A 20,972-nucleotide genomic window follows, 5' to 3' on the forward strand; every position below is an offset into this window, starting at 1 on the left:
GGCAAGGGCCCCGGCCAGCGCCCCGGCCGGCGGGGACTCAGTCCTCGTCGGTCGCGTCGTCCAGATCGGCGCCGGTGTCGTCGTCGGTGGCGACCTTCAGGCCAAGCGCGGCCGGCAGCATCAGCCCGCGCAGCACCTGGTAGATCTCGCGGTAGGCGCGCGGCGGCTTGTTCTTCGCCTTCTCGGCCTGGGCGTTGCGCACCAGCGTGCGCAGCTGCTGGCGATCCGCCTGCGGATACTCGTCCAGCAGCGCGGCCAGCGCCTTGTCGCCGTCGTCCAGCAGGCGCTCGCGCCAGTCTTCCACGCGGTGCATCATCGCCACTTCGCGGCGCGAGGTTTCGCTGTTGGCGTCCAGCGCATCGCGGATCGCCTCCAGGGTTTCGTCTTCCTCGCGGCGCATGTGCTTGGCCAGGAACGCCAGCTGCCGCTTGTGGGCGATGTGGGCCGTGATGCGCTTGCACTCGGCGATATGCGGCAGCAGATCCTCCGGAATCGGCAGGCGCGCCAGCTGGGCCGGGGTCAGCGACACCAGCTTCTCACCCAGTGCCAGGACTTCCAGGGCTTCGCCGCGCTTCTGCTTGCGGCTCTTGTCAAGGAATTCACCGGTTTCTTCGTCGCGTCCGCGCATCGTCCACACCTGCTTTCAAAAAAGTCGCCCGGCGTGATGCCGGGCCCAACCTGTACAGGATAAAGCATTGAACGTGATCGCCCCTGAAGTGGTTGTCGGCGACGACAGCCCGGCCCGCCTGGAACGGCTGGCCGACCTTTCCCAGCAGCTGCTCGAGCGTGCCCGTGCGCTGGGGGCCAGCCAGGCCGAGGTCAGCTGCAGCGAGGACCGCGGCCTGGAGGTCAATGTGCGCCTGGGCGAAGTGGAAACCGTACAGTCCACCCGCGACCGCGGCATTGCCGTGACCGTGTACTTCGGCCAGCGCAAGGGCAGCGCCAGCACCGGCGACCTGAACGAGGCCAGCCTGTCGGCCACCGTGGAGCAGGCCTGCGCGATCGCCCGCCACACCGAGGATGATCCGGCCGCCGGACTGGCCGATGCCGCCCTGATGGCCAAGGACTTTCCCGACCTGGACGGCTGGCATCCCTGGGCCCTGCAGGCCGACGAGGCGGTGGACCTGGCGCTGGCCTGCGAGGCCGCCGGGCGCGAGGCCGACGCGCAGATCCGCAACTCCGATGGCGCGGCGGTGTCCACCTCGCAGAGCCTGTCGGTGTACGCCAATTCGCACGGTTTCATTGGCCGTGAGCGCGGCACCCACCATTCGATCGGTTGTGCGCTGATTGCCGGCCAGGGCGATGGCATGCAGCGCGACGGCTGGTACACCAGTGCGCTGGCCAGGCAGGACCTGGAAGATCCGGCCCAGGTCGGCCGCCAGGCCGCCGCGCGTACCGTCGCCCGCCTGCAACCGCGCTCGCTGGCTACGGGCAGCATGCCGGTGCTGTTCGCCCCGGAAGTGGCGCGCAGTCTGGTAGGCCATCTGCTGTCGGCCGTGTCCGGTGGCGCGCTTTACCGCCAGGCCAGCTTCCTGCTGGACAGCGCCGGGCAGCGACTGTTCCCGGACTGGATGCAGATCGACGAGCTGCCGCACCTGCGCCGCGGCCTGCGCTCGGCCGCCTTCGACGGCGATGGCGTGGCGACCCGCGCGTCGGCACTGGTCCGCGATGGCGTGCTGCAGCGCTACGTACTGGGCAGTTACTCGGCCCGCAAGCTGGGCCTGCAGACCACGGCCAATGCCGGCGGCGTGCACAACCTGCAGCTGGCGGCCAACGCCGGGCCGCTGGAAGACATCGCCCGGCAGATGGGCAGCGGCCTGCTGGTGACCGAGCTGATGGGGCAGGGTGTCAATGGTGTGACCGGTGACTACTCGCGGGGGGCCGGTGGCTTCCGTGTCGAGAACGGGGAGATCCAGTACCCGGTGGACGGCATCACCATTGCCGGCAACCTGCGCGAGATGTTCATGGCGATCGAAGCGGTGGGCAGCGATGTCGATCCGCGCTCGCACATCCGGACCGGTTCGATCCTGGTGGGGCGGATGACCATCGCCGGTAATGATTGATGGCGTCGATGGCGTAAGCTATGGCCGCCTGACGCAACCGGCCTGATGCCGGTGGGTCAAGACCACCCAATGAAAAGGAGTTTTGTCGTGAGTGAATTCGATAACGTCCCGCCGCCGCCGCCGGTCACCGCCGATGTCCCGGCAGACCAGCGCACCATGGCCCTGGCCGCGCACCTGCTGGGCATCTTCACCGGCTTCATCGGCGCGCTGATCATCTGGCTGATCAACAAGGACGACGCCGGCAAGTCCTTCGTCACCGACCAGGCCAAGGAAGCGCTGAACTTCCAGATCACCGTGGCCATCGCGATGGTGGTCTGCATCATCCTGACCATCGTGGTCATCGGCGCGATCCTGATGCCGATCGTCGGACTGGTCAGCCTGGTGTTCTGCATCATTGCCGCGGTCAAGGCCAACAACGGCGAAGCCTATCGCTACCCGTTCGCATTGCGCCTGATCAAGTAAGACCGGCTGCATGCGGACATGAAAACGCCCGGCATTGCCGGGCGTTTTCGTTGCGCACCACGTCAGTGATCGCGCTCCACCGCAAGCCTGGCCAGCGCGCGCAGCGCATCGGCCTCTTCGTGGTAGCCCGCCAGAGCAGCCTGCATGCGGGCCGCCAGTTCGCGCAGCTGCGCCTTCGCTCCCTCCATGCCGAGCAGGGCGGGGAAGGTACTCTTGTCCTGCGCCTGGTCCTTGCCTGCCGTCTTGCCCAGCTGCTCGGAGCTGGCTTCGACATCGAGGATGTCATCGCGGACCTGGAACGCCAGGCCGAGTGCATCGGCGAATGCGTCCAGCTGCACCCGCTGCGGCTCCGGCGCATCGCCGCACAATGCGCCCATACGTACCGCGGCACGGATCAGCGCGCCGGTCTTGAGCGCATGCATCCGGGTCAGCGCGGCCAGCGACTGCCGCTGTCCGGTGGCATCGATATCCAGCGCCTGGCCGCCGCACATGCCGGCGGCACCGGAGGCGTGTGCCAGCGCCTGCAGGCAGTCCACGCGCAGTGTTGCCGGCAGTGGTGCCTCGGCCAGCAGGCTGAAGGCGCGGGTCTGCAGGGCGTCCCCGGCCAGGATCGCGGTGGCTTCGTCGAAGGCGATGTGGGTGGTGGGTTTGCCACGGCGCAGGGCATCGTCGTCCATCGCCGGCAGGTCGTCGTGCACCAGCGAATAGGCATGGATCAGTTCCACCGCCATCGCGGCCGCGTCGAGCCTTTCCGGTTGAGCGCCGAACAACTGGCCAGTGGCATAGACCAGCAGCGGACGCATGCGCTTGCCACCGCCGAGGACGGAATGGCGCATGGCCTGGTGCAGCCGCTGCGGTGCATCGGCCGGCGAGGGCAGGGCGGCATCGAGCAGGCTTTCGATCCGGTCGCGCCAGCGCGCGAACGCCGCCTCAGCCGTCATGGCTGGGCGGATCGAAGGGTTCTGCCGTATCGGGCTGTGCCGGATCGCTGAGCAGCCGGACGCGCAGTTCGGCCTGCTCCAGCGCCTGCTGGCACTGGCGGTACAGGCCCACGCCACGTTCGTAAGCACTGAGCGACGCTTCCAGGCTCAGCTCGCCGGTTTCCATCTGCTCCACCAGCTGCTCCAGCGATTCGAGCGACTGCTCGAACTGGGCAACAGGGGAGGCGTTTTCGGGGGACTTCTTGGCCATGCGGCAAGTGTGGACGGCACGCGCGCAGGGGTCAATTCACCAGCCACCCGGCTGCCACCGCAGCTGGGCGTCGTGAGCGTGCAGCCAGGCCTGCAGCGGTGCGGCGATCACCACATCGGCGGCGGCCAGCAGGTTGCCGTCAGCAAACAGCAGCGGCAGCTGCGCGCGCCGCCAGGGGGCCAGATGTTCACGCTGCAGGCAGTCCTTCAAGGCATGTGCGTGGCCGCGTCCCGGCAGCACGATGCGCTCGCCGCCACGCCGTGCACGCACCTGCATCGGCTGCTGGAACATCGCGGCGCCCAGCAGGCGCAGCTGGCCGCCATCAGGCAAGGCCAGAGGCACCCGGCCGTCCCACTCCTCCTGCCAGTCCAGGGGCAGGGCAGGCAGCTCGGCCGGCAGCAGATAGGCATGCTCGCGCCATTGCTGGATGACGTGATCCTGCCAGCGCACCCGCGCCTGCCGGTCGCAAGCGGAGGGCAGCATTTCCTCGAGCATCTGCTGCAGCACCCGCCCCGGAAGCGGGGCCGCGCCATGGCTGGCCACCCAGGTGCGCAGGACGCGTGCGGCGCGTTCCGGCGAGACCTGCCGCAGCAGCTGCAAGGACAGCACGCGCGGGGCTGCTTCCAGGTGTGCGAGCAGTTCAGTGTCCTCCTCCTGCAGAAGGCCGCGGGTGCGTGCGCAATGATCGGCACTGCCGGCCAGGGCCGCTGCGGCGTGCGGCCAGCGCTGGCGCAGCAGCGGCAGCACCTGCAGGCGCAGGAAATTGCGGTCGGCATACGCGTCGTCGTTGCTGGGGTCTTCGATCCAGTGCAGATCGTGGGCCCGCGCATAGTCATGCAGAGCGTCGCGCGGGACCTGCAGCAGCGGCCGCCACAGCCGGTGGCCGGCGAGCATGCTGTCCCCGCTCATTGCCGCCAGGCCATCAACACCGGAACCGCGCAGCGCGCGCAGCAGGAAAGTTTCAGCCTGATCGTCCTGATGCTGGGCCAGGGCCAGCGTCTCTCCGTCGCGCAGAGAGGCGACGAAAGCAGCGCGACGCGCCTGCCGGGCTGCACCCTCCAGGCCCAGACCGGTGCCGGTCTCGACCTGCACGCGGTGTACGACCAGTTCGATTCCCAGGGCCGCGCACTGCTGCTGGCAATGCTGGACCCAGGCATCGGCGTCGGGCTGCAGCCCGTGATGTACGTGTACAGCGCGCAGTCCCACGCCGGCCGCCTGCGTGCAGCGCCGTAGCCAGTGCAGCAGGACGGTCGAATCCAGGCCGCCGCTGTAGCCGACCAGCAGCGGTGCATCGAGGGAAACCAGGGCGGGGAAGGCAGTCACGGGTGAAGTGTAGGGTGATCGCCGGGGTCGCGCCGCGCCTTCGACTCAAGGGCGGGATGCAGCCGGGGGCATGGCCCGGCTGCACACTGCGTCCGCCGTGCCGTTACTTTCCGTCGACGCTGCGTTCGAAGGCCTTGGGCGCCGGCAGCTGCACCGGTACGCCCTTGTCATCGCAGGTGCCCGCCTGGCACAGGCGATCGCGCAGCGCCGGCGTTGCCTGCACGATCATGTGATAGATCGTGTTCTGCTCCAGCGTGCCGCGGATCGCCTTGCTGCCGGGACCGCGCGCCCAGATGCCGACGTCCTCGCCACCATGCGATTCGGACTTCATCGGCACCAGCGCTTCCTGCATGTAGTCCGGATGCTCGGTGTCGACATCATGCAGGTCCGGACGCCCCTTGGCCGGCTCGAAGCTGCTCGGGTTGTGCGGGTAGCGCTTGCTGCCCGCCGGCTGCTGGTTGGTGCTGCCGGTGTGGCCCGGTCCATTGGCGTAGCTCAAGGTGGTGTAAGGCTGGCCGTTGCCGTCCAGCGCGTAGTCCAGCTTGCCGGCGCCGTCCTCACCGCCCTTGTCCTTCACCTTGCCCAGGATCGGGTTGCCGCGTGCGGGGTAGCCGACGAAGTTCAGGGTGTGCGAGTGGTCGGCGGTGACGATGATCAGCGTGTCGTCGGCCGACGTCATTTCCGACGCCACCCGCACCGCATCGGACATCGCCACGGTTTCGGTCAGTGCGCGATAGGCATTGCCGCTGTGGTTGGCATGGTCGATGCGGGCGCCTTCGATCATCAGCACGTAACCTTCCTGATGGCGCGACAGATTGGTGATCGCAGCAGCGGTCAGCTCGGCCAGGCTCGGCTCACCGGCCGGATCCTGTGGGCGCTCGTATTCGTAGCGCATGTGGTCCGGCTCGAACAGGCCGAGGATGGCCGGCGCATTCGCGGCGGCGGCCAGCTGCCTGCTGTTCCACACGTAGGCACCCTGCGGATGCGCCTGCTGCCATTCCTGTACCAGGCTGCGGCCATCCAGGCGCTGGCCGACCTTGTCGTCGTATTCCGGATCGCGCTCTTCCACGGTGGTGAATTCACCGCGACCACCGCCGAGCGCGACCAGCGGGCCGCGGCCATAGCGCGACGTGGACAGCAGCTGCTGGGCGATGTCCTTGCAGCCGGCGGCCTTGGCCGCTTCGGTCAGATCGGTGTCATTCTCCCAGTTGCGCTCCGGCGAGTGCGCGTAGGTGGCCGCCGGGGTGGCGTGGGTCAGGCGCGCGGTGGACACGATGCCGGTCGCCAGGCCGGCGCTGTCGGCCAGCTGCAGCCAGGTGAGCAGGCCCTTGGACAGGCTGTCGGCACAATCGGTGCGGGCGCCTGCGCTGACACCGATCGCGCCCATGTGGGTCTTCACGCCGGTGGTGATGGCGGTCATGGTGCCCGCCGAATCAGGGGTCTGCGAGTCGGTGTTGTAGGTCTTGCTGAACGCGGTGGCGGGGAAGCGTTCCCAGGACAGCAGGTTCTCTTCACCCGATCCGCCCTTCTTCTGGCCTTCGTAGATGCGCGCAGCGGCCACGGTGGTCAGGCTCATGCCGTCGCCGAGGAACAGGATGACATTCCGGGCCTTGCCGGCCATCGCGCCATTGGCGGCGGCCTGGGCGGCGCCGCTGCGGTACCACCATTGCGGCGTCTCGCCGGCCGGGTGTGCAACCGGCTCGACGGCGACCTTCAGGCCTGCCGGCGCGGAAGCGGGGGGGGTGCTGGCGCAGGCGCCGAGCAGCAGGGTGGTGGCACACGTGGCCAACAGGGAGACGGAACGGCGCATGGACGCTGGGATCTCACAAACTGTAACGGGACGTTCATTATGCCCGCCCTCGCAAGGCACGCCGATGACACACTGATTTGCCGGGCAGACGGTCGTTCTGCGGGCCGCCTTGGGCTATCGTGCCAGCATCCCTTCCTTCCCCTCTGGATTGCCTATGACGCTGGTCTCTGCCTGGCTGCGGATTCCATTCTGGCAGCGCGTGGTCGGCGGCTTCGTGCTTGGTGCGCTGGCCGGCTGGGCGCTCGGCCCCGCTGCGGAAACGTGGTTCGGTCCGCTCGGTGAGCTGTATGTCACCCTGATCAAGATGATCGCGGTGCCGCTGGTGTTCTTCGCGGTCATCAACGCGATCTCGTCACTGCATGGCCAGAAGTCGGTTGCAGCGCTCAGTGGCCGCACCTTCCTGTGGTTCGTGATTACCGCGGCGTTGGCGGTGTGCGTGGGCCTGGGCGTGGGCACCGTGCTGCAGCCCGGTGCTGGTGGCCTGCAGCTGTCCATGGCCAGCAACTATGTACCGCGCGAGGTTCCCAGCGTGGTACAGGTGCTGCTGGATGTGGTGCCGGCCAACGTCTTCTATGCACTGTCCGGCATCGGCACCCGCGTCAATGCCGCCGGCGAGACCGTGCTGGCCGCTGGCAGGGGCTCGATCCTGCCGGTGATCTTCTTCGCCGGCCTGGTGGGCTTTGCCATCGTCAAGCTGGGCGAGAAGGTGACCGAGGCGCGGAAGCTGGTCGGCCAGATGAGCGACATCATGATCCAGGTGACCCGCTTCGTGCTGGAAGTCACCCCGATCGGTACCTTCGGCCTGATTGCCGGCCTGGTGGGCAGTTACGGTTTCGAAAAGCTGCTGCCGCTGGGGCATTTCGTGCTGGCCCTGTACGTGGCCTGTGCGTTGCACATCGTGGTCGTCTACAGCGCGCTGCTGCTGGCGCACGGCCTGAATCCGCTGAAGTTCTTCCGCGGCGCGGCGCCAGGCATGCAGGTCGCCTTCGTCAGCTCCTCCAGCTTCGCCGCGATGCCGGTGGCGCTGCGTTCGATCACCCACAACCTGGGCGTCAACAAGGACTACGGTGCATTCGCGGTGCCACTGGGTGCGAGCATCAAGATGGACGGCTGCGGCGCGATCTACCCCGCGTTGTGCGCGGTCTTCATCGCCCAGTACAGCGGCGTGCCTTTGACGCCGGAGCAGTACGTGGTGGTGCTGATCGCCTCGGTGCTGGGCAGCTTCGGTACTGCCGGTGTGCCGGGTACGGCCGTGATCATGGCCACCGTGGTGCTCAGTGCCGCCAATCTGCCGCTGGAGACCATCGGTTACCTGTATGCCATCGACCGTATCCTGGACATGATGCGCACCATGACCAACGTGACCGGTCAGATGCTGGTGCCGGTGCTGGTGGCCAAGGAGACCGGCCTGCTCGACCAGTCGGTGTACGACAATCCCTCCAGCAACGTGGGCGTGGATGACCCGGACCCTACGCCGCCACGCAGCTGAGACGCCGCGCAGCGGCCTGTCATGCGAGAGATGAAGGCCCGCCGGACTGGCGGGCCTTTTCGTTGTGGGCGTGCCCGCCGGGCCAGGGAAGGGAAGACGCATCCCAGGCATTCCGCGGGCAACGAAAAAGCCGCTGCAGGGCAGCGGCTTTCAGCTATCAGGCGGTGCCTGGAAAGGCGGCGTCAGAGCTCGACGCGGCGCGCCTGCATGAACTTGTTGCCCCAGTAGCCGCTGAGCAGGGTGTCCACCCGGACATCCTTGCCTGCGCTCGGGGCATGCAGGAAGCGGCCGTCACCCACATAGATGCCGACGTGGTCGACCCGGCCCTTGCGACCGAAGAACACCAGGTCACCCGCGGCCAGGGCGGCACGGTCGTTGATCAGCTCGGCGTTGTTGTCGTGTGCCATCTCGCGGGAGACGCGCGGCAGTTCGATGCCCAGCGCCGAACGGAAGACGTAGCCGACCAGGCCGCTGCAGTCGAAGCCGCTGTCCGGATTGCTGCCACCCCAGCGATAGGGGGTGCCGAGCAGGGTCATCGCCCGCCGCAGCAGCGACTGCACCTTGCCATTGTCGGCGGCGCTGCCGACAACGCTGCCATTGGCAGCGCTGCTGGTGTCGTAGTTGGCGAGCAGGCGGCTCAGATCGCCGGCGACCATGGCCGAGCGGTCCATCAGCGGAATGGTGTCGTTGGCGGCCAGGTGCGGCAGCAGGGCGGCCAGCGTGGCACTGGCGGCTGCATCGGTGCGGCTGCGTTGGGGGGCCGCGGCGTCGGTCTTGCCCGTCACACGTACGCCATTGTCGGTCGCCGGGACCGGAGCAGCGTCGGCGCGTGAGGGAACGGTCTGCGACCAGGCGGGGAGGCTGGTCAGGCACAGTGCCAAGCCGAGAAGAACAAGGCGGACACTACACGGGGAAGCGGCGGTCTGGCCTTTGCACGTCAGGTCGTCAGTCGTCACGCGTCGGTCACAGAAAAAAAACGATGGGGCATCATGCCCTGTAAAAGCACTGATAAGTTAAAAATTCCGTTATAAAACCGTTATTTCCACTGTGACGTAATTCTCAATTTTGAACATGTCGCCTGTTCATTTTAGCGAAGGACGCGTTTGGCCCCTGTGTAGTGGTCCTTCCAGTAGGGCCCGCTGAGCGAGTCCAGGCGCACCGTGCCGCCGGTGCTGGGGGCGTGCACGAAGCGCCCCTCGCCGACATAGATGCCGACATGGGTGACGTTGCCGCGGCTGCCGAAGAACACCAGGTCACCCGTGGCCAGACGCTTCGGATCGATCCTCGGGCCCTGTACGGCGGCCAGGTCGCGCGAGGTGCGCGGCAGCTTCAGATCCAGCATCTCGCGGTAGACATAGGCGACCAGGCCGCTGCAGTCGAAGCCCGATTCGGGGGTGTTGCCGCCGTAACGGTAGGGCGTGCCGACCAGGCTGATGGCACGCATCAGTACTGAATTGGCGGCCTCGGGATTGTCCGGGGTGGTCGCCGGCCAGTGCGCCGACGGCGGGGGCGCCGCCGTCCGGGTGGCCTTGCCGCCGCCGCAGGCGGTCAGCAGCAGGGGCAGGACCAGCAGCAGGGCGGGCACGGACAGCCGGCGCGGGCCGGACGAAACTGGCGTGATGTGCATGTTCTCCGGATAATGCGCCACCTTGGATTGGCCGTCATGATGGCGGCGTCCCCGCCGGGCGACAACCCGCCCCAACCCGTCTGCCTCCGGCAGAACCAGACAGAGTCGCGCATGAAGATCGAAAAAGACCGCGTTGTCCGCTTCCACTACACCGTTTCCGAAGTCGGCCAGGAGCCGATCGAATCGTCCAAGGACCGCGGCGAGCCGCTGGCGATCCTGATCGGTCACGGCAACATCATCCCGGGCCTGGAAAACGCCATGATGGACAAGGAAGCCGGCGCCACCTTCAGTGTCGACGTCACGGCGGCCGACGCCTATGGCGAGCGCCGCGAAGGCCTGTCCCAGCGCGTGCCGAAGAAGCACTTCGGCAATACCAAGCTGGCGCCGGGCCAGCAGGTCGTGCTGCAGACCAACTTCGGCCCGCGTGCGGTGACCGTGCAGAAGGTCGGCATGAGCGTGGTCGACGTCGATCTCAACCATCCGATGGCCGGCAAGGACCTGCACTTCGACGTGGAAATCGTCGACGTCCGCGAAGCCGGCAAGGAAGAGATCGAGCACGGCCACGTTCACGGCGACGGCGGTCACGCGCACTGATCGCCCTGCGATCGTGACGGCAGCAACGGCCCGCTTCGGCGGGCCGTTGCATGTCTGGAACACCGCGCGCTCGTCCACGGCGCGCAGGCGGGCTGCATAATGAAGGACCTGCCCGCCGGATGTCCTGTGAACAGCGCTTCGTCTTCCCTGCAGCCGGTCGCCTCCGGCGACCGCATCGCCGTGCTGGACATACTGCGCGGGGCCGCGTTGCTGGGCATCCTGCTGATGAACATGGAGGCCTTCAGCGGACCGCTGGACCTGGCATTCACCGGTATCGACGTGCGTTGGCAGGGGATCGATTACTGGGCCGACGCCTTCGTCTATGTGTTCGTGCAGGGCAAGTTCTTCACCCTGTTCTCGCTGCTGTTCGGCGCCGGATTCGCAGTGATGGCACAGCGCGCCGAGACCGCCGGCCGCGAGTTCACTCCGTTCTATCTGCGCCGCAGCGCCGGGCTCATGCTGATCGGCCTGTGCCACGCGCTGCTGGTCTGGTCCGGCGACATCCTGGTGCTCTACGCGCTGGCGTCGCTGCCCCTGCTGGCGTGCCGCGAGGCACCGCGCAGCTGGCTGCCGTGGATGGGCGTCATCGTCTACCTCGGTGGCGCGGCGATGATGCTGCTGCTCGGCGCCATGGTTTCACTGGCAACGCCGCAGGACGCGCAGCAGATGCTGGTCGACGCGCAGCAGAGCATCGCCCGGGAGCGCATGGTCTACGGACACGGCAACTGGATCCAGGCCTGCATCCAGCGCCTGCATGAGTTTGGTTCGTCGATGGGGGCGCTGCTGATCACCGGCCCGGCGGTGCTGGGCATGTTCCTGATCGGCAGTGGACTGGCCGGCAGTGGTGCCCTGGCCGCGCCGGAACGCCATCCGCGCCTGTTCGCGGCGCTGCGCTGGGTCGCCTTGCCGCTGGGCCTGCTGGTCACCGTGCTGGGTGTGGCCTGGAAACCCTACCTGGCACCCGGTGCCTACGACCTTGGTGTGACCTCGGCGATGGCGCTGGTGATGATCGGCGCGCTGCCGATGTGCCTGGGCTACCTCGCCTGGATCGTGCAGTGGCGCGCGCGGCTGGGCTGGCTGGCGCCGGTCGGCCGGATGGCGCTGACCCACTACCTGGGGCAGTCGCTGTTGTGCACCTGGGTGTTCTACCACCATGGCCTGGGCTATTTCGACGTGATGCCGCGCAGCGTGCAGCTGCTCTTCGCTGTGCTGCTGTTCGCCGCGCAGGTCGCGCTTTCCCATGCCTGGCTGCGCCGCTTCCGCTTCGGACCGATGGAGTGGCTGTGGCGGGCGATGACCTATCGCCAGTGGCCGCCGATGCGCCGCGAGGCTGGAAGGGGCTGACCGATGCAGGGGGCGCGCGATGACGTGATCGTGATCGGTGCCGGTGCCATCGGCCTGGCGACTGCGCTGGCGTTGTGCGGACAGGGACGGCAGGTACGGGTGATCGATCGTGGCCGCGTGGGCGCAGCGACGTCGTACGGTAATTGCGGCACCGTCACGCCCAGTCATGCACCGCCCCTGGCCGCGCCGGGTGTGCCGCTGCGTGCGTTGCGCTGGATGCTCGACCCACGTGCGCCGCTGTATGTGCGCAGCCGCCTCGATCCCGCGCTGTGGCGCTGGCTGCTGCAGTTCAGCGCGCGCTGCAATGCGCGGCATTGGCTGCAGGCCACGCGCGCGCGCGCTGCGCTGTTGAATGATTCCCGCGTGCGCCTGGCCGAATGGGTGGGAACCCATGGGCTTGACTGTGAATTCGAGACGCGCGGCCTGGATTACGTGTTCGGTGATGCACGCAGCTTCGATCAGCACATCGCCCAGTGCGAGGCGCTGGATGCGCACGGCATTGCGACCCGCTGCATCCATGGCGGCCACTACGCACGCGACAATCCGGCGTTCCATGATCGGCTTGCCGGTGCGATCCATTTCCCCGGCGACGCCCAGCTGCGCCCGGACCGTTTCACTGCGGAGCTGGCGCGGGTACTGCGTGCGCAGGGCGTCGAGATCGACGAGCAGGTCGAGATGCAGGGCTTCAGCGGCGACGTACACGGGGTCCGGGTACAGGCCGGCGGACGCACGCTGCGCGCGCGGGAACTGGTGCTGGCCACCGGCCCGTGGTCGCCGCGATGGGCACGGCTGCTCGACCTGCGGGTGCCGATCCAGCCCGGCAAGGGGTACTCGCTGACCTGGTCGCGCCCGCCGCTGGTGCCGGCCCGTCCGGTCGTGCTGAAAGATCACTCCGTCTTCGTGATCGCCTGGCGCGACGCGCTGCGACTGGGTGGCACGATGGAATTCGCCGGTGCCGACCCGCGGTTGCGTGCGCAGCGCCTGCAGGCGCTGCAGCTGGCCGCTGATCGCCACCTGCGCATGCCGCGTGGCGCGCAGCTGCAGGAGCAGTGGTGCGGCTGGCGTCCGATGAGCGTGGACGATGTGCCGTTGATCGGCCGCGCGCCTGCGCATCCTCACGTCTGGCTTGCGGCAGGGCATGGCATGCTCGGCATCAGCATGAGCGCCGGCACCGGCCAGCTGATCGCCGATCTCGTCTGTGGCCGCACGCCAGCGATCGATCCTGCCCCTTACCGACCCGAGCGATTCCGATGAACACGGCTTCCCATGATTACGACCTGATCGTCCTTGGCGGCGGCTCTGCCGGCCTGGCCGGCGCCATCCGCGCCGCGCAGTACGGCAAGCGCGTGGCGCTGCTGGAACCCGGCGAACTGGGCGGAACCTGCGTCAACGTTGGCTGCGTACCGAAGAAGGCGATGTGGCTGGCCGCCGATCTGCACGAGCGTATCGGCCTGGCAAGCGCGATGGGCTTCGATGTGCCGCCACGACCGGCACTGTCGTGGAAGGAACTGGTGATCCATCGCCAGGCCTATATCAGCAACATCCATACCAGCTACCACAAGCGTCTGGATGAAACCGGCGTGGTCCGCATTCCGGCGCGCGGCCACCTGCTCGACGCGAACACGGTGACCTGCAGCGACGGGGTGCGCTACACCGCCGACCACATCCTGATCGCCACCGGAGCGCACCCGCAGCGTCCGGACATCCCCGGCGCGGAGCTGGGCCTGGTATCCGACGACTTCTTCGAGTTGCGTGCGGCCCCGGCCGAGGTCGCGATCATCGGCGGCGGCTACATCGCGGTGGAGCTGGCCGGGCTGCTGCAGGCGCTGGGCAGCCGGGTGAGCCTGCTGGTACGCGGCAAGCGCCTGCTGGAACGCTTCGACTACGAGCTGACCGATCAGCTGGCGGAAAACCTCCGCCAGCAGGGCGTGCGCATCTACTTTGATTACCGCCTGCGCGAACTGCAGCGCGACGGTGAGCGCGTCCGCGCCTTCGGCCATGATGGCCCCATGGACAGCGTGTTCGACGCGGTGTTCTTCGCCACCGGCCGCCGTGGCAACAGCCGGGGCCTGGGCCTGGAGGCGCTGGGCATCGACATCGGCGAGCACGAGCAGGTGCAGGTGGATGAATGGCAGACCACGGCGGTACCCAGCATCCATGCCGTGGGGGATATCGCGGGCAAGGTGGGCCTGACCCCGGTGGCGGTGGCTGCATCGCGTCGGTTGATGGACCGTCTGTTCGGTGGCCGCCCACAGTCGAAGATGGACTATGAGAATGTGGCCAGCGTGGTGTTTTCGCATCCGCCGCTGGGGGCGGTGGGCATGGGTGAGGAGGAGGCGCGTGCCTGCTTCAAGCAGGTGACGGTCTATCACAGCCGTTTCCGGCCGATGCTGCAGGCACTGGCCAACGGTACCCAGCGCAGCCTGTTCAAGATGGTCTGCGCCGGGCCGGAAGAGCGCGTGGTGGGGGTGCACCTGCTGGGCGAGGCCGCGGACGAGATCCTGCAGGGCTTCGCGGTGGCGGTGAAGATGGGAGCGACCAAGGCCCAGTTCGATGACACGGTGGCGATCCACCCGACCTCCGCAGAGGAAGTGGTGCTGATGCGCTGACGCTGCGGTTGCCGCGTCGGGCCATGCGACAATGGGCGTCCACACGCACCCCCGGGCCGCCCTGCGCGGCCCGCCGCTGTTCCCATGTCAAGCTCCTCCCCGCGCATCGCCACCGCATCCCCACGCATCGCCCTGGGGGGAATCGGCCTGGCGGCGATCGGCGCCGTTGCCGCATCCGGCAAGGCGGTGATCGTCAAGCTCGGCCTGCGCCACGGTGTCGATGCGACCACGCTGCTGGCGCTGCGCATGCTGATGGCACTGCCCCTGTTCGCACTGATGGCGGTGTGGGCTTCGCGCCGTGTCGAGCCGCTGTCATGGGCAGACCGGGCGCGCGTGCTGTGGCTGGGGTTCACCGGCTACTACCTGTCCAGCCTGCTGGATTTCCAGGGTCTGCAGTACATCAGCGTCACGCTGGAACGATTGATCCTCTACCTCAACCCGACGCTGGTGCTGCTGATCAACGTGCTGCTGGCGCGGCAGCGGCCAGGGCGCTGGCAGGTCGCCGCGCTGGTGCTGAGCTACCTGGGGGTGCTGCTGGCGTTCGGCCACGATCTGCAGCGGGAGGGCGGGCAGATCATCGTCGGCAGCCTGCTGGTGCTGGGCAGCGCGCTCAGCTATGCGCTGTACCTGTTCGGCAGCGGCCAGGTGGTGGCACGGATCGGCGCGGTGCGCCTGACCGCCTATGCCAGCTGCGTGGCCAGCGGTCTGGTGCTGCTGCATTTCGCCATCACCCATCCGCTGCCACTGCTGTGGCAGGCACCTGCACCGGTGCAGTGGCTGTCGCTGGTCAACGCCACGGTCTGCACCGTGTTGCCGGTGCTGGCGATCATGCTGGCGGTGCAGCGCGTGGGTTCCTCGCTGGCAGCGCAGGTCGGTATGCTGGGGCCTGTTTCCACCATCGTGATGAGCCTATGGCTGCTCGACGAACCGATGGGGCCGGCGCAGATCGCCGGCACCGTGCTGGTCCTGCTCGGCGTGCTGCTGGTGACGCGTCTGCGCCGCTGACGCCGGACCAGGCGCGCGCGCGCATCCTGGCGGTGATCCACGCGATCCCGCCGGGACAGGTGATGGGCTATGGACAGGTAGCGATGCGCGCGGGCCTGCCGGGGCGGGCACGCTTGACGGCACGCATTCTCGGCCAGAACGATGACCCGACACTGCCCTGGCACCGCGTGCTGCGCTCTGACGGGCGCATCGCCATGGCGGAGGGGTCGGCGGGCTGGCGGGAACAGTCGCAGCGGCTGCGCGCGGAAGGCGTGGTGGTGCAGAACGGCCGGGTGCGGATGCCGGCGTCCGACCCGGCGGCGGCGCTGGATGCCGCCGTGTGGGGACCGGGCTGAGCGCGACCGGGGTCTGAACGGGCCGCACGCGGCAGTCGCCGACACGACACGACGGTGCGGCTATGATGGAGACCGTTCCATGCCGGTGTCCCCATGTTCCCGCGACTGCCAACCGTCACCAAGGCCCTGCTGATCGCCAACGCGATCCTGTTCCTGTTGCAGCAGCCGTTCCTGCTCGGCAACCAGACCTTCGAGCCGTTCATGCTGCAGCCGCTGCAGCAGGGCTTCGATGCGTTCTCCCCGGGTGGCAACTTCCAGCCGTGGCAGCTGCTGACCTACGGCTTCCTGCACGGCAGCTTCGGCCACCTGTTCTTCAACATGCTGGCCGTTTTCATGTTCGGTGCGCCGCTGGAACAGACCTGGGGCGAGAAGCGCTTCCTGCTCTACTACCTGGTGTGCGTGGCCGGCGCCGGCGTCTGCCAGCTGCTGGTGGGGACGCTGCTGGAGAATCCGGCCACGGTGCTGGGCGCGTCCGGTGGTGTGTTCGGCCTGCTGCTGGCGTACGGCATGTTGTTCCCGAACCAGCGGGTGATGCTGCTGTTCCCACCGATTCCGATGAAGGCGCGCACGTTCGTGATCCTGTTCGGTGTCGGTGAACTGGTGCTGGGCATGACCGGCTGGCAGCCGGGCGTGGCGCACTTCGCGCACCTGGGCGGCATGCTGTTCGGCTGGCTGCTGATCCGCTACTGGCGCGGCCAGCCACCGTTCAACAAGCGCCGTCCCCCCGGCCCGCCGAACCGTCCGAATCATCTGCGCAGCGTCAAATGATCCGCAGGGTCATCTGATGCGGCAGGTGCCAGCCGTGGTTGGCACACCCCTACAGATCCTGCAGGATCACCTGCGCGGCATTGTGGCCCGGCGCGCCGGTCACGCCGCCGCCGGGATGCGTGCCTGAACCACACAGGTAAAGCCCGGGCAGGGCACCGCGGTAGCCGGCCTGGCCGATCATCGGCCGCGCCGAGAACAGCTGGTTGGGACTGAGCGCACCGTGGAAGATATCGCCGCCCACCAGGCCGAACGTCCGCTCCAGATCCAGCGGTGACAGCACTTGCCGACCGAGCACGCTGTCGGCGAAGCCGGGCGCATACCGATCGACGGTGGCGATCATCAGGTCGGCGACGGTATCGCGATGCGTGTCCCAATGCCTACCCCCGGGCAGGACCGGTGCCACATGCTGGCAGAACAGGCTGGCGACGTGCTGGCCCGGCGGCGCCAGCGAATCGTCCAGCGTGCTGGGAATCAGCATCTCCACGATCGGCTCGCGCGACCAGCCGTCGCGCCGTGCATCCAGCCACGCGCGGTCCATGTAGTCGAGGCTGGGCGCCATGATGATGCCGGCACTGAGGTGCTCACCGGCGCCGGGCAGGGCGTGGAAGTCCGGCAGCCGCGACAGCGCCACGTTCATCCGGAAGGTGCCCGAACCGCAGCGCCACTGCGCCATGCGTTCGCGCGTCGCCGCGGGCACCTGCTCCGGTTCCAGCAACTGCTCGTAGAGCAGTTTTGGATTGACGTTGGCCACCACCACGCGCGCGCGCAGTACATCCCCGCCGGCCAGCTCAACGCCCACCACGCGTCCGTGCTCGACCAGCAGCCGCTTCACGCCGGCATCCACGCGCAGTTCTGCGCCGGCCGCGCGCGCCGATGCAGCGATGGCCTGGCTGATCGCGCCCATGCCACCGATCGCATGGCCCCAGGCGCCCTTCACTCCGTTGCATTGGCCGAACACGTGGTGCAGCAGGACGTAGGCACTGCCGGGCGTGTACGGACTGGCGTAGTTGCCGACGATGCCATCGAATCCGAACAGGGCCTTGATCGGCTCGCTTTCAAACCAGCGGTCCAGATAGTCGGCGGCCGACAGGGTGAACAGATCAAGCAGCTCCTGGCGCAGGGCAGGGGACAGTGCCGCCAGTTCCCGGCCGAGCCGGCCCATCCGCCACAGTGCCGGCAATGCGCGCCAGCCGCCTGCGACGCCGAGGTCCGGCGGCGCGCGCAGGGCCCAGGCGCGCAGCACGTCGGCGAAGACCTCCAGCCTCGCCTCATAGGCTGGCAGGCGCTGCGCATCCCGTTCGGAGAACTTCGCCACCTCGGCCTGGGTACGGCCGGGTGCCGACAGCAGATAGCGGCCGTCAGGCAACGGCAGGAAATTGTTGGCCGGGCGGGCGACGACGCGCAGGCCATGCGCGTGCAGCTGCAGCTCGTCGATCACCTTAGGCTGCAGCAGCGAGACGGTGTACGAGGCGACCGAGTTGCGGAAGCCCGGATGGAATTCCTCGGTGACCGCTGCGCCGCCGAGCACGCCACGGCGTTCGAGCACCAGTACTTTCCTGCCGGCACGGGCAAGATAGGCCGCGCAGACCAGGCCATTGTGGCCGCCGCCGACGATGACCGCATCCCACGCGGTCATGCGGTGCGGATCGCCGCTTCGATGGTGGCGATGTCGATCTTCTTCATCGGCATCATCGCGTTGAAGGCGCGCTTGGCCAAGGCCTTGTCCGGGCTGGTCACCGCTTCGATCAGCATGCGCGGACTGATCTGCCATGAGATGCCCCAGCGGTCCTTGCACCAGCCGCACTGGCTCTCCTGCCCGCCGTTGCCGACGATCGCGTTCCACAGGCGGTCGGTCTCGGACTGGTCCTCGGTCTGGATCTGGAACGAGAACGCTTCGCTGTGCCTGAACGCGGTGCCGCCGTTGAGCCCGACGCAGGGAATGCCGCAGACGGTGAAATCGACCGTCAGCACGTTACCCTCCTTGCCGTCCGGATAGTCACCCGGTGCGTGATGCACGGCCGTTACCGCGCTGTCGGGCAGGATCCCGGCGTAGAACGTGGCGGCCTCGAGTGCTTCGCTGTCGTACCAGATGCAGATCGTGTTCTTGTGGGCCATGGTCGGGTTCCGCTGCAGGACGAAGGCGCAGCGATAGCATGCCGCGTGTTAATGGCGGATCGTGCTGCATGCGCAAAAAAAAGGGCGCCCGAGGGCGCCCTTCGTGTCACGGCCGGCTGGCTCAGCGCCAGACCTTGATCTGCTCGGCATCGCTGCGCTGCATCGGCTGGCCGGCCTTGCAGCTGAAGGTGGCGCCAAACGCCGGGAGGTTGGCCAGCGTGCCGTTGGTGCGCCACATGCCCGGCGCGCGGATGTCGGCGGTCAGGCGGCGTGCGGCTTCGTTGGGCGACAGCTGCTGCGCCCACAACGCGGCCCAGGCACGGAAGAAGCCCTGCTGCTGGGCCGGCTTGGCCTTCGGCTCCTGTGCGGTGTAGGCCGCCCAGGCCAGTTCCAGGCCGGCGATGTCGGCCAGGTTCTCCTCCTGGGTCAACGTGCCGTTGACCTTGGCGCCCTTCACGCCCGGGAACTCATAGGCGCCGTACTGGGCGGCCACGCGGCTGCCGAGCAGGGTCCAGGCGGTCTTGTCGGCCGGCGTCCACCAGCTGCGCAGTTCGCCCTTGGCATCGACCAGCGCGCCCTTGGCATCGATGGCACGGGTCAGCTCGTGGCCGACCAGGCCGCCGAAGCTGCCGAACTTGTCGGCGCTGTCGGCCTTGGCGTTGAACACCGGGCCCTGCAGGATGGCCGCGGTGACGATCAGGCGGTTCTGCGCCAGGTCATAGGCCAGCGACGGCTGTTGCGGCAGCACGTCCCAGCGACGGTCGGCATTGCCCTTGCCGATGCGCTTCATCTCCTCGCGATGGCGCCAGGTCGAGGCGATCAGCATGTTGCCACCGAACGAGCCGCGGCCCATCGGCTGCACGGTGTAGTCGAGGTCGCGCAGCGGGGTGCCGATCTCGATCTTCAGCGCCGCCAGCTTGGCCTGTGCTTCAGCCTTGGCTTCGGCACTCATCCACGTGCTGTTCCTGACGGCCTCGATCTGCACCTCGCGGACCTTGTCGACGATCCATGCCGCCTGCCGGCGGTCTTCGGCCGAGAGATGGCGGGCAGCGTACTCGCGGCCGACCATCGGACCGGCCGCCACATTGATGGCATCGAGCACCGCTTCCCAGCGCTGCGGCGGCAGCGTCTGCCCGCGCAGTACGCGGCCGCGGAACTCAAACTCGGCGTCCCGGTAGGCCTTGGACAGGTACGGCGCCATCGAGTCGCCCACGCGCCAGCGCAGGTAGGCCTTCCACTGGTCCGGCTTGAGCTTGGTGACCATGCCATCCAGCTGCTGGAACAGGCCCGGGTCGGCCAGCGATACCAGATCGTCGTTCACACCCTGTACTTTCAGGAACGCCTCCAGCTGCAGGTTGCGGTAGCGGCTGTTGAGTTCCTTGGTGGAGATCGGCGCGTAGTTGTTGAACGGGTTGTTGATGCCGGCCAGCGACTGTGCATTGCGCGCCAGCTCGGTTTCCAGCGCGATCACCGCCTGCGACTCCGCATCGAGCTTGGCTGCCGGCGTACCGGTCAGTGCCAGGATCTGCTTGACGTAGGTGCGGTAGCGGCCCATCAGCGCCACGGTATCGGCATCGGTGCGGGTATAGAACGCCGGATCCGGCAGGCCCATGCCGCCCTGCATGAAGTAGCCGATATGACGGTCCAGTGCCTTCAGGTCGACGTCCGGACCGAAGTTGAAGGCGACCGGGATGCCGACCTGATGGAGTGCAGCGATCGACGCCGGCACATCCTTGGATTTCTTGATCGCATTGATGCGGGTCAGCAGCGGCGCGATCGGATTGGAGCCATCGGCTTCCACCGCCGCCTCGTCCAGGCCGCTGGCCCAGAAGTCGCCCAGCAGCTTCTGCACGTTGCCCTGCGGCGACGTCATGGCCGCATCGAGCAGTTCGCGCTGTTGCTGCCTGCTGCGCTCGACCAGCTGGCCCAGCGCGGTGGTGGCTCCGGTCTGAGGTACCGGGTTGGCTTTCAGCCAGCCAGCGTTGGTGGCGCCGTAGAAGTCGCTGCACTGGGCACTGACGGCCGGGGCGCGGGCGGCCTTTTTCTTCGCGGCGAACGCATCATGGCTCGGGACCAGGGTCGCCAGGCTGATGCCCAGGGCGATGGCAAGCGGACGGAAATTGGGCATGTAGAACGAATCCATGATGGATTGAGGGCGGGCGCACTATAGCAAGCCGCGCATGGGCGCAGCATGCACGTTTCACGGTATGCCTGGCGGCCGTGGCGGGTCGCGCAAA

Annotated in this window: 20 protein-coding genes; 10 read left to right on the plus strand and 10 right to left on the minus strand. The window is 67.9% G+C overall.

The annotated features are described in order from the left end of the window. Positions 1 to 37: 37 nt before the first annotated feature. Complete coding sequence (yjgA, locus tag IMX13_RS06995; protein ID WP_065181832.1) at positions 38 to 628, minus strand: ribosome biogenesis factor YjgA; 591 nt, start codon at positions 626 to 628, stop codon at positions 38 to 40. A gap of 67 nt (positions 629 to 695) precedes the next feature. On the opposite strand from yjgA, the gene pmbA reads away from it, so the two are divergent. Further along, positions 696 to 2,063 carry a metalloprotease PmbA gene (pmbA, locus tag IMX13_RS07000; RefSeq protein ID WP_193396089.1) on the plus strand — a complete coding sequence of 456 codons (1,368 nt, stop codon included), beginning with the start codon at positions 696 to 698 and terminating at the stop codon, positions 2,061 to 2,063. A gap of 87 nt (positions 2,064 to 2,150) precedes the next feature. Continuing rightward, positions 2,151 to 2,525 (plus strand): DUF4870 domain-containing protein, encoded by a 375-nt coding sequence (locus IMX13_RS07005; protein WP_053516791.1) that lies wholly within the window; start codon positions 2,151 to 2,153, stop codon positions 2,523 to 2,525. Between the two features lie 62 nt (positions 2,526 to 2,587). On the opposite strand, the gene IMX13_RS07010 is transcribed toward IMX13_RS07005, so the two are convergent. From IMX13_RS07010 to IMX13_RS07025, 4 genes are all read right to left on the minus strand, one after another. Beyond that, the gene (locus tag IMX13_RS07010; protein WP_111186398.1) at positions 2,588 to 3,466 is read right to left on the minus strand and encodes a farnesyl diphosphate synthase; all 879 of its coding nucleotides are present in this window, start codon (positions 3,464 to 3,466) and stop codon (positions 2,588 to 2,590) included. Next, positions 3,456 to 3,716, minus strand: a complete 261-nt coding sequence (locus tag IMX13_RS07015) for an exodeoxyribonuclease VII small subunit (RefSeq protein WP_065174877.1) — start codon at positions 3,714 to 3,716, stop codon at positions 3,456 to 3,458. Before IMX13_RS07015 ends, IMX13_RS07010 begins: the two co-directional genes overlap by 11 nt. Positions 3,717 to 3,752: 36 nt before the next feature. Beyond that, complete coding sequence (gene tilS / locus IMX13_RS07020; protein WP_193396090.1) at positions 3,753 to 5,039, minus strand: tRNA lysidine(34) synthetase TilS; 1,287 nt, start codon at positions 5,037 to 5,039, stop codon at positions 3,753 to 3,755. A gap of 103 nt (positions 5,040 to 5,142) precedes the next feature. Further along, positions 5,143 to 6,849, minus strand: a complete 1,707-nt coding sequence (locus tag IMX13_RS07025; protein ID WP_128988859.1) for an alkaline phosphatase — start codon at positions 6,847 to 6,849, stop codon at positions 5,143 to 5,145. A 154-nt stretch (positions 6,850 to 7,003) separates the two neighbouring features. Here IMX13_RS07025 and IMX13_RS07030 point away from each other — a divergent pair, with 154 nt between their 5' ends. Continuing rightward, the gene (locus tag IMX13_RS07030; protein WP_065181834.1) at positions 7,004 to 8,338 is read left to right on the plus strand and encodes a dicarboxylate/amino acid:cation symporter; all 1,335 of its coding nucleotides are present in this window, start codon (positions 7,004 to 7,006) and stop codon (positions 8,336 to 8,338) included. Between the two features lie 182 nt (positions 8,339 to 8,520). On the opposite strand, the gene IMX13_RS07035 is transcribed toward IMX13_RS07030, so the two are convergent. Both IMX13_RS07035 and IMX13_RS07040 read right to left on the minus strand, forming a co-directional pair. After that, positions 8,521 to 9,219, minus strand: coding sequence for a C40 family peptidase (locus IMX13_RS07035; RefSeq protein ID WP_227255342.1), 699 nt, complete (start codon positions 9,217 to 9,219; stop codon positions 8,521 to 8,523). Between the two features lie 206 nt (positions 9,220 to 9,425). Beyond that, positions 9,426 to 9,965 carry a C40 family peptidase gene (locus IMX13_RS07040; protein ID WP_053516860.1) on the minus strand — a complete coding sequence of 180 codons (540 nt, stop codon included), beginning with the start codon at positions 9,963 to 9,965 and terminating at the stop codon, positions 9,426 to 9,428. A 111-nt stretch (positions 9,966 to 10,076) separates the two neighbouring features. On the opposite strand from IMX13_RS07040, the gene IMX13_RS07045 reads away from it, so the two are divergent. From IMX13_RS07045 to IMX13_RS07075, 7 genes are all read left to right on the plus strand, one after another. After that, entirely contained in the window at positions 10,077 to 10,559 is a 483-nt protein-coding gene (locus IMX13_RS07045; RefSeq protein ID WP_053516805.1) for a peptidylprolyl isomerase, read from the plus strand. A 99-nt stretch (positions 10,560 to 10,658) separates the two neighbouring features. After that, a complete protein-coding gene (locus IMX13_RS07050) occupies positions 10,659 to 11,903 on the plus strand; it encodes a DUF418 domain-containing protein (protein WP_193396092.1) in 1,245 nt (414 codons plus the stop codon). 3 nt (positions 11,904 to 11,906) lie between these two features. Beyond that, a complete protein-coding gene (locus IMX13_RS07055; protein WP_193396093.1) occupies positions 11,907 to 13,157 on the plus strand; it encodes an FAD-dependent oxidoreductase in 1,251 nt (416 codons plus the stop codon). Beyond that, positions 13,154 to 14,512 (plus strand): glutathione-disulfide reductase, encoded by a 1,359-nt coding sequence (gene gorA / locus IMX13_RS07060; RefSeq protein WP_193396094.1) that lies wholly within the window; start codon positions 13,154 to 13,156, stop codon positions 14,510 to 14,512. The genes IMX13_RS07055 and gorA overlap by 4 nt, the downstream gene beginning before the upstream one ends. Before the next feature lie 84 nt (positions 14,513 to 14,596). Next, positions 14,597 to 15,517, plus strand: a complete 921-nt coding sequence (locus IMX13_RS07065) for a DMT family transporter (RefSeq protein WP_065181839.1) — start codon at positions 14,597 to 14,599, stop codon at positions 15,515 to 15,517. After that, entirely contained in the window at positions 15,424 to 15,852 is a 429-nt protein-coding gene (locus IMX13_RS07070; RefSeq protein ID WP_227255343.1) for an MGMT family protein, read from the plus strand. The genes IMX13_RS07065 and IMX13_RS07070 overlap by 94 nt, the downstream gene beginning before the upstream one ends. Positions 15,853 to 15,945: 93 nt before the next feature. Next, entirely contained in the window at positions 15,946 to 16,620 is a 675-nt protein-coding gene (locus IMX13_RS07075) for a rhomboid family intramembrane serine protease (RefSeq protein WP_053516819.1), read from the plus strand. A gap of 49 nt (positions 16,621 to 16,669) precedes the next feature. Here the strand turns inward: IMX13_RS07075 and IMX13_RS07080 are convergent, their stop codons facing one another. The 3 genes from IMX13_RS07080 to IMX13_RS07090 form a co-directional block, all read right to left on the minus strand. Further along, positions 16,670 to 18,256: an NAD(P)/FAD-dependent oxidoreductase gene (locus IMX13_RS07080; RefSeq protein ID WP_193396095.1), complete on the minus strand. Its 1,587-nt coding sequence runs from the start codon at positions 18,254 to 18,256 to the stop codon at positions 16,670 to 16,672. Then, positions 18,253 to 18,735, minus strand: coding sequence for a VOC family protein (locus IMX13_RS07085; RefSeq protein ID WP_193396096.1), 483 nt, complete (start codon positions 18,733 to 18,735; stop codon positions 18,253 to 18,255). Before IMX13_RS07085 ends, IMX13_RS07080 begins: the two co-directional genes overlap by 4 nt. Before the next feature lie 121 nt (positions 18,736 to 18,856). Next, positions 18,857 to 20,863: a M13 family metallopeptidase gene (locus IMX13_RS07090; RefSeq protein ID WP_053516862.1), complete on the minus strand. Its 2,007-nt coding sequence runs from the start codon at positions 20,861 to 20,863 to the stop codon at positions 18,857 to 18,859. Between the last annotated feature and the right edge of the window lie 109 nt (positions 20,864 to 20,972).

Source organism: Stenotrophomonas sp. B2 (assembly GCF_014947095.1).
GTDB classification, from domain to species: domain Bacteria; phylum Pseudomonadota; class Gammaproteobacteria; order Xanthomonadales; family Xanthomonadaceae; genus Stenotrophomonas; species Stenotrophomonas maltophilia_P.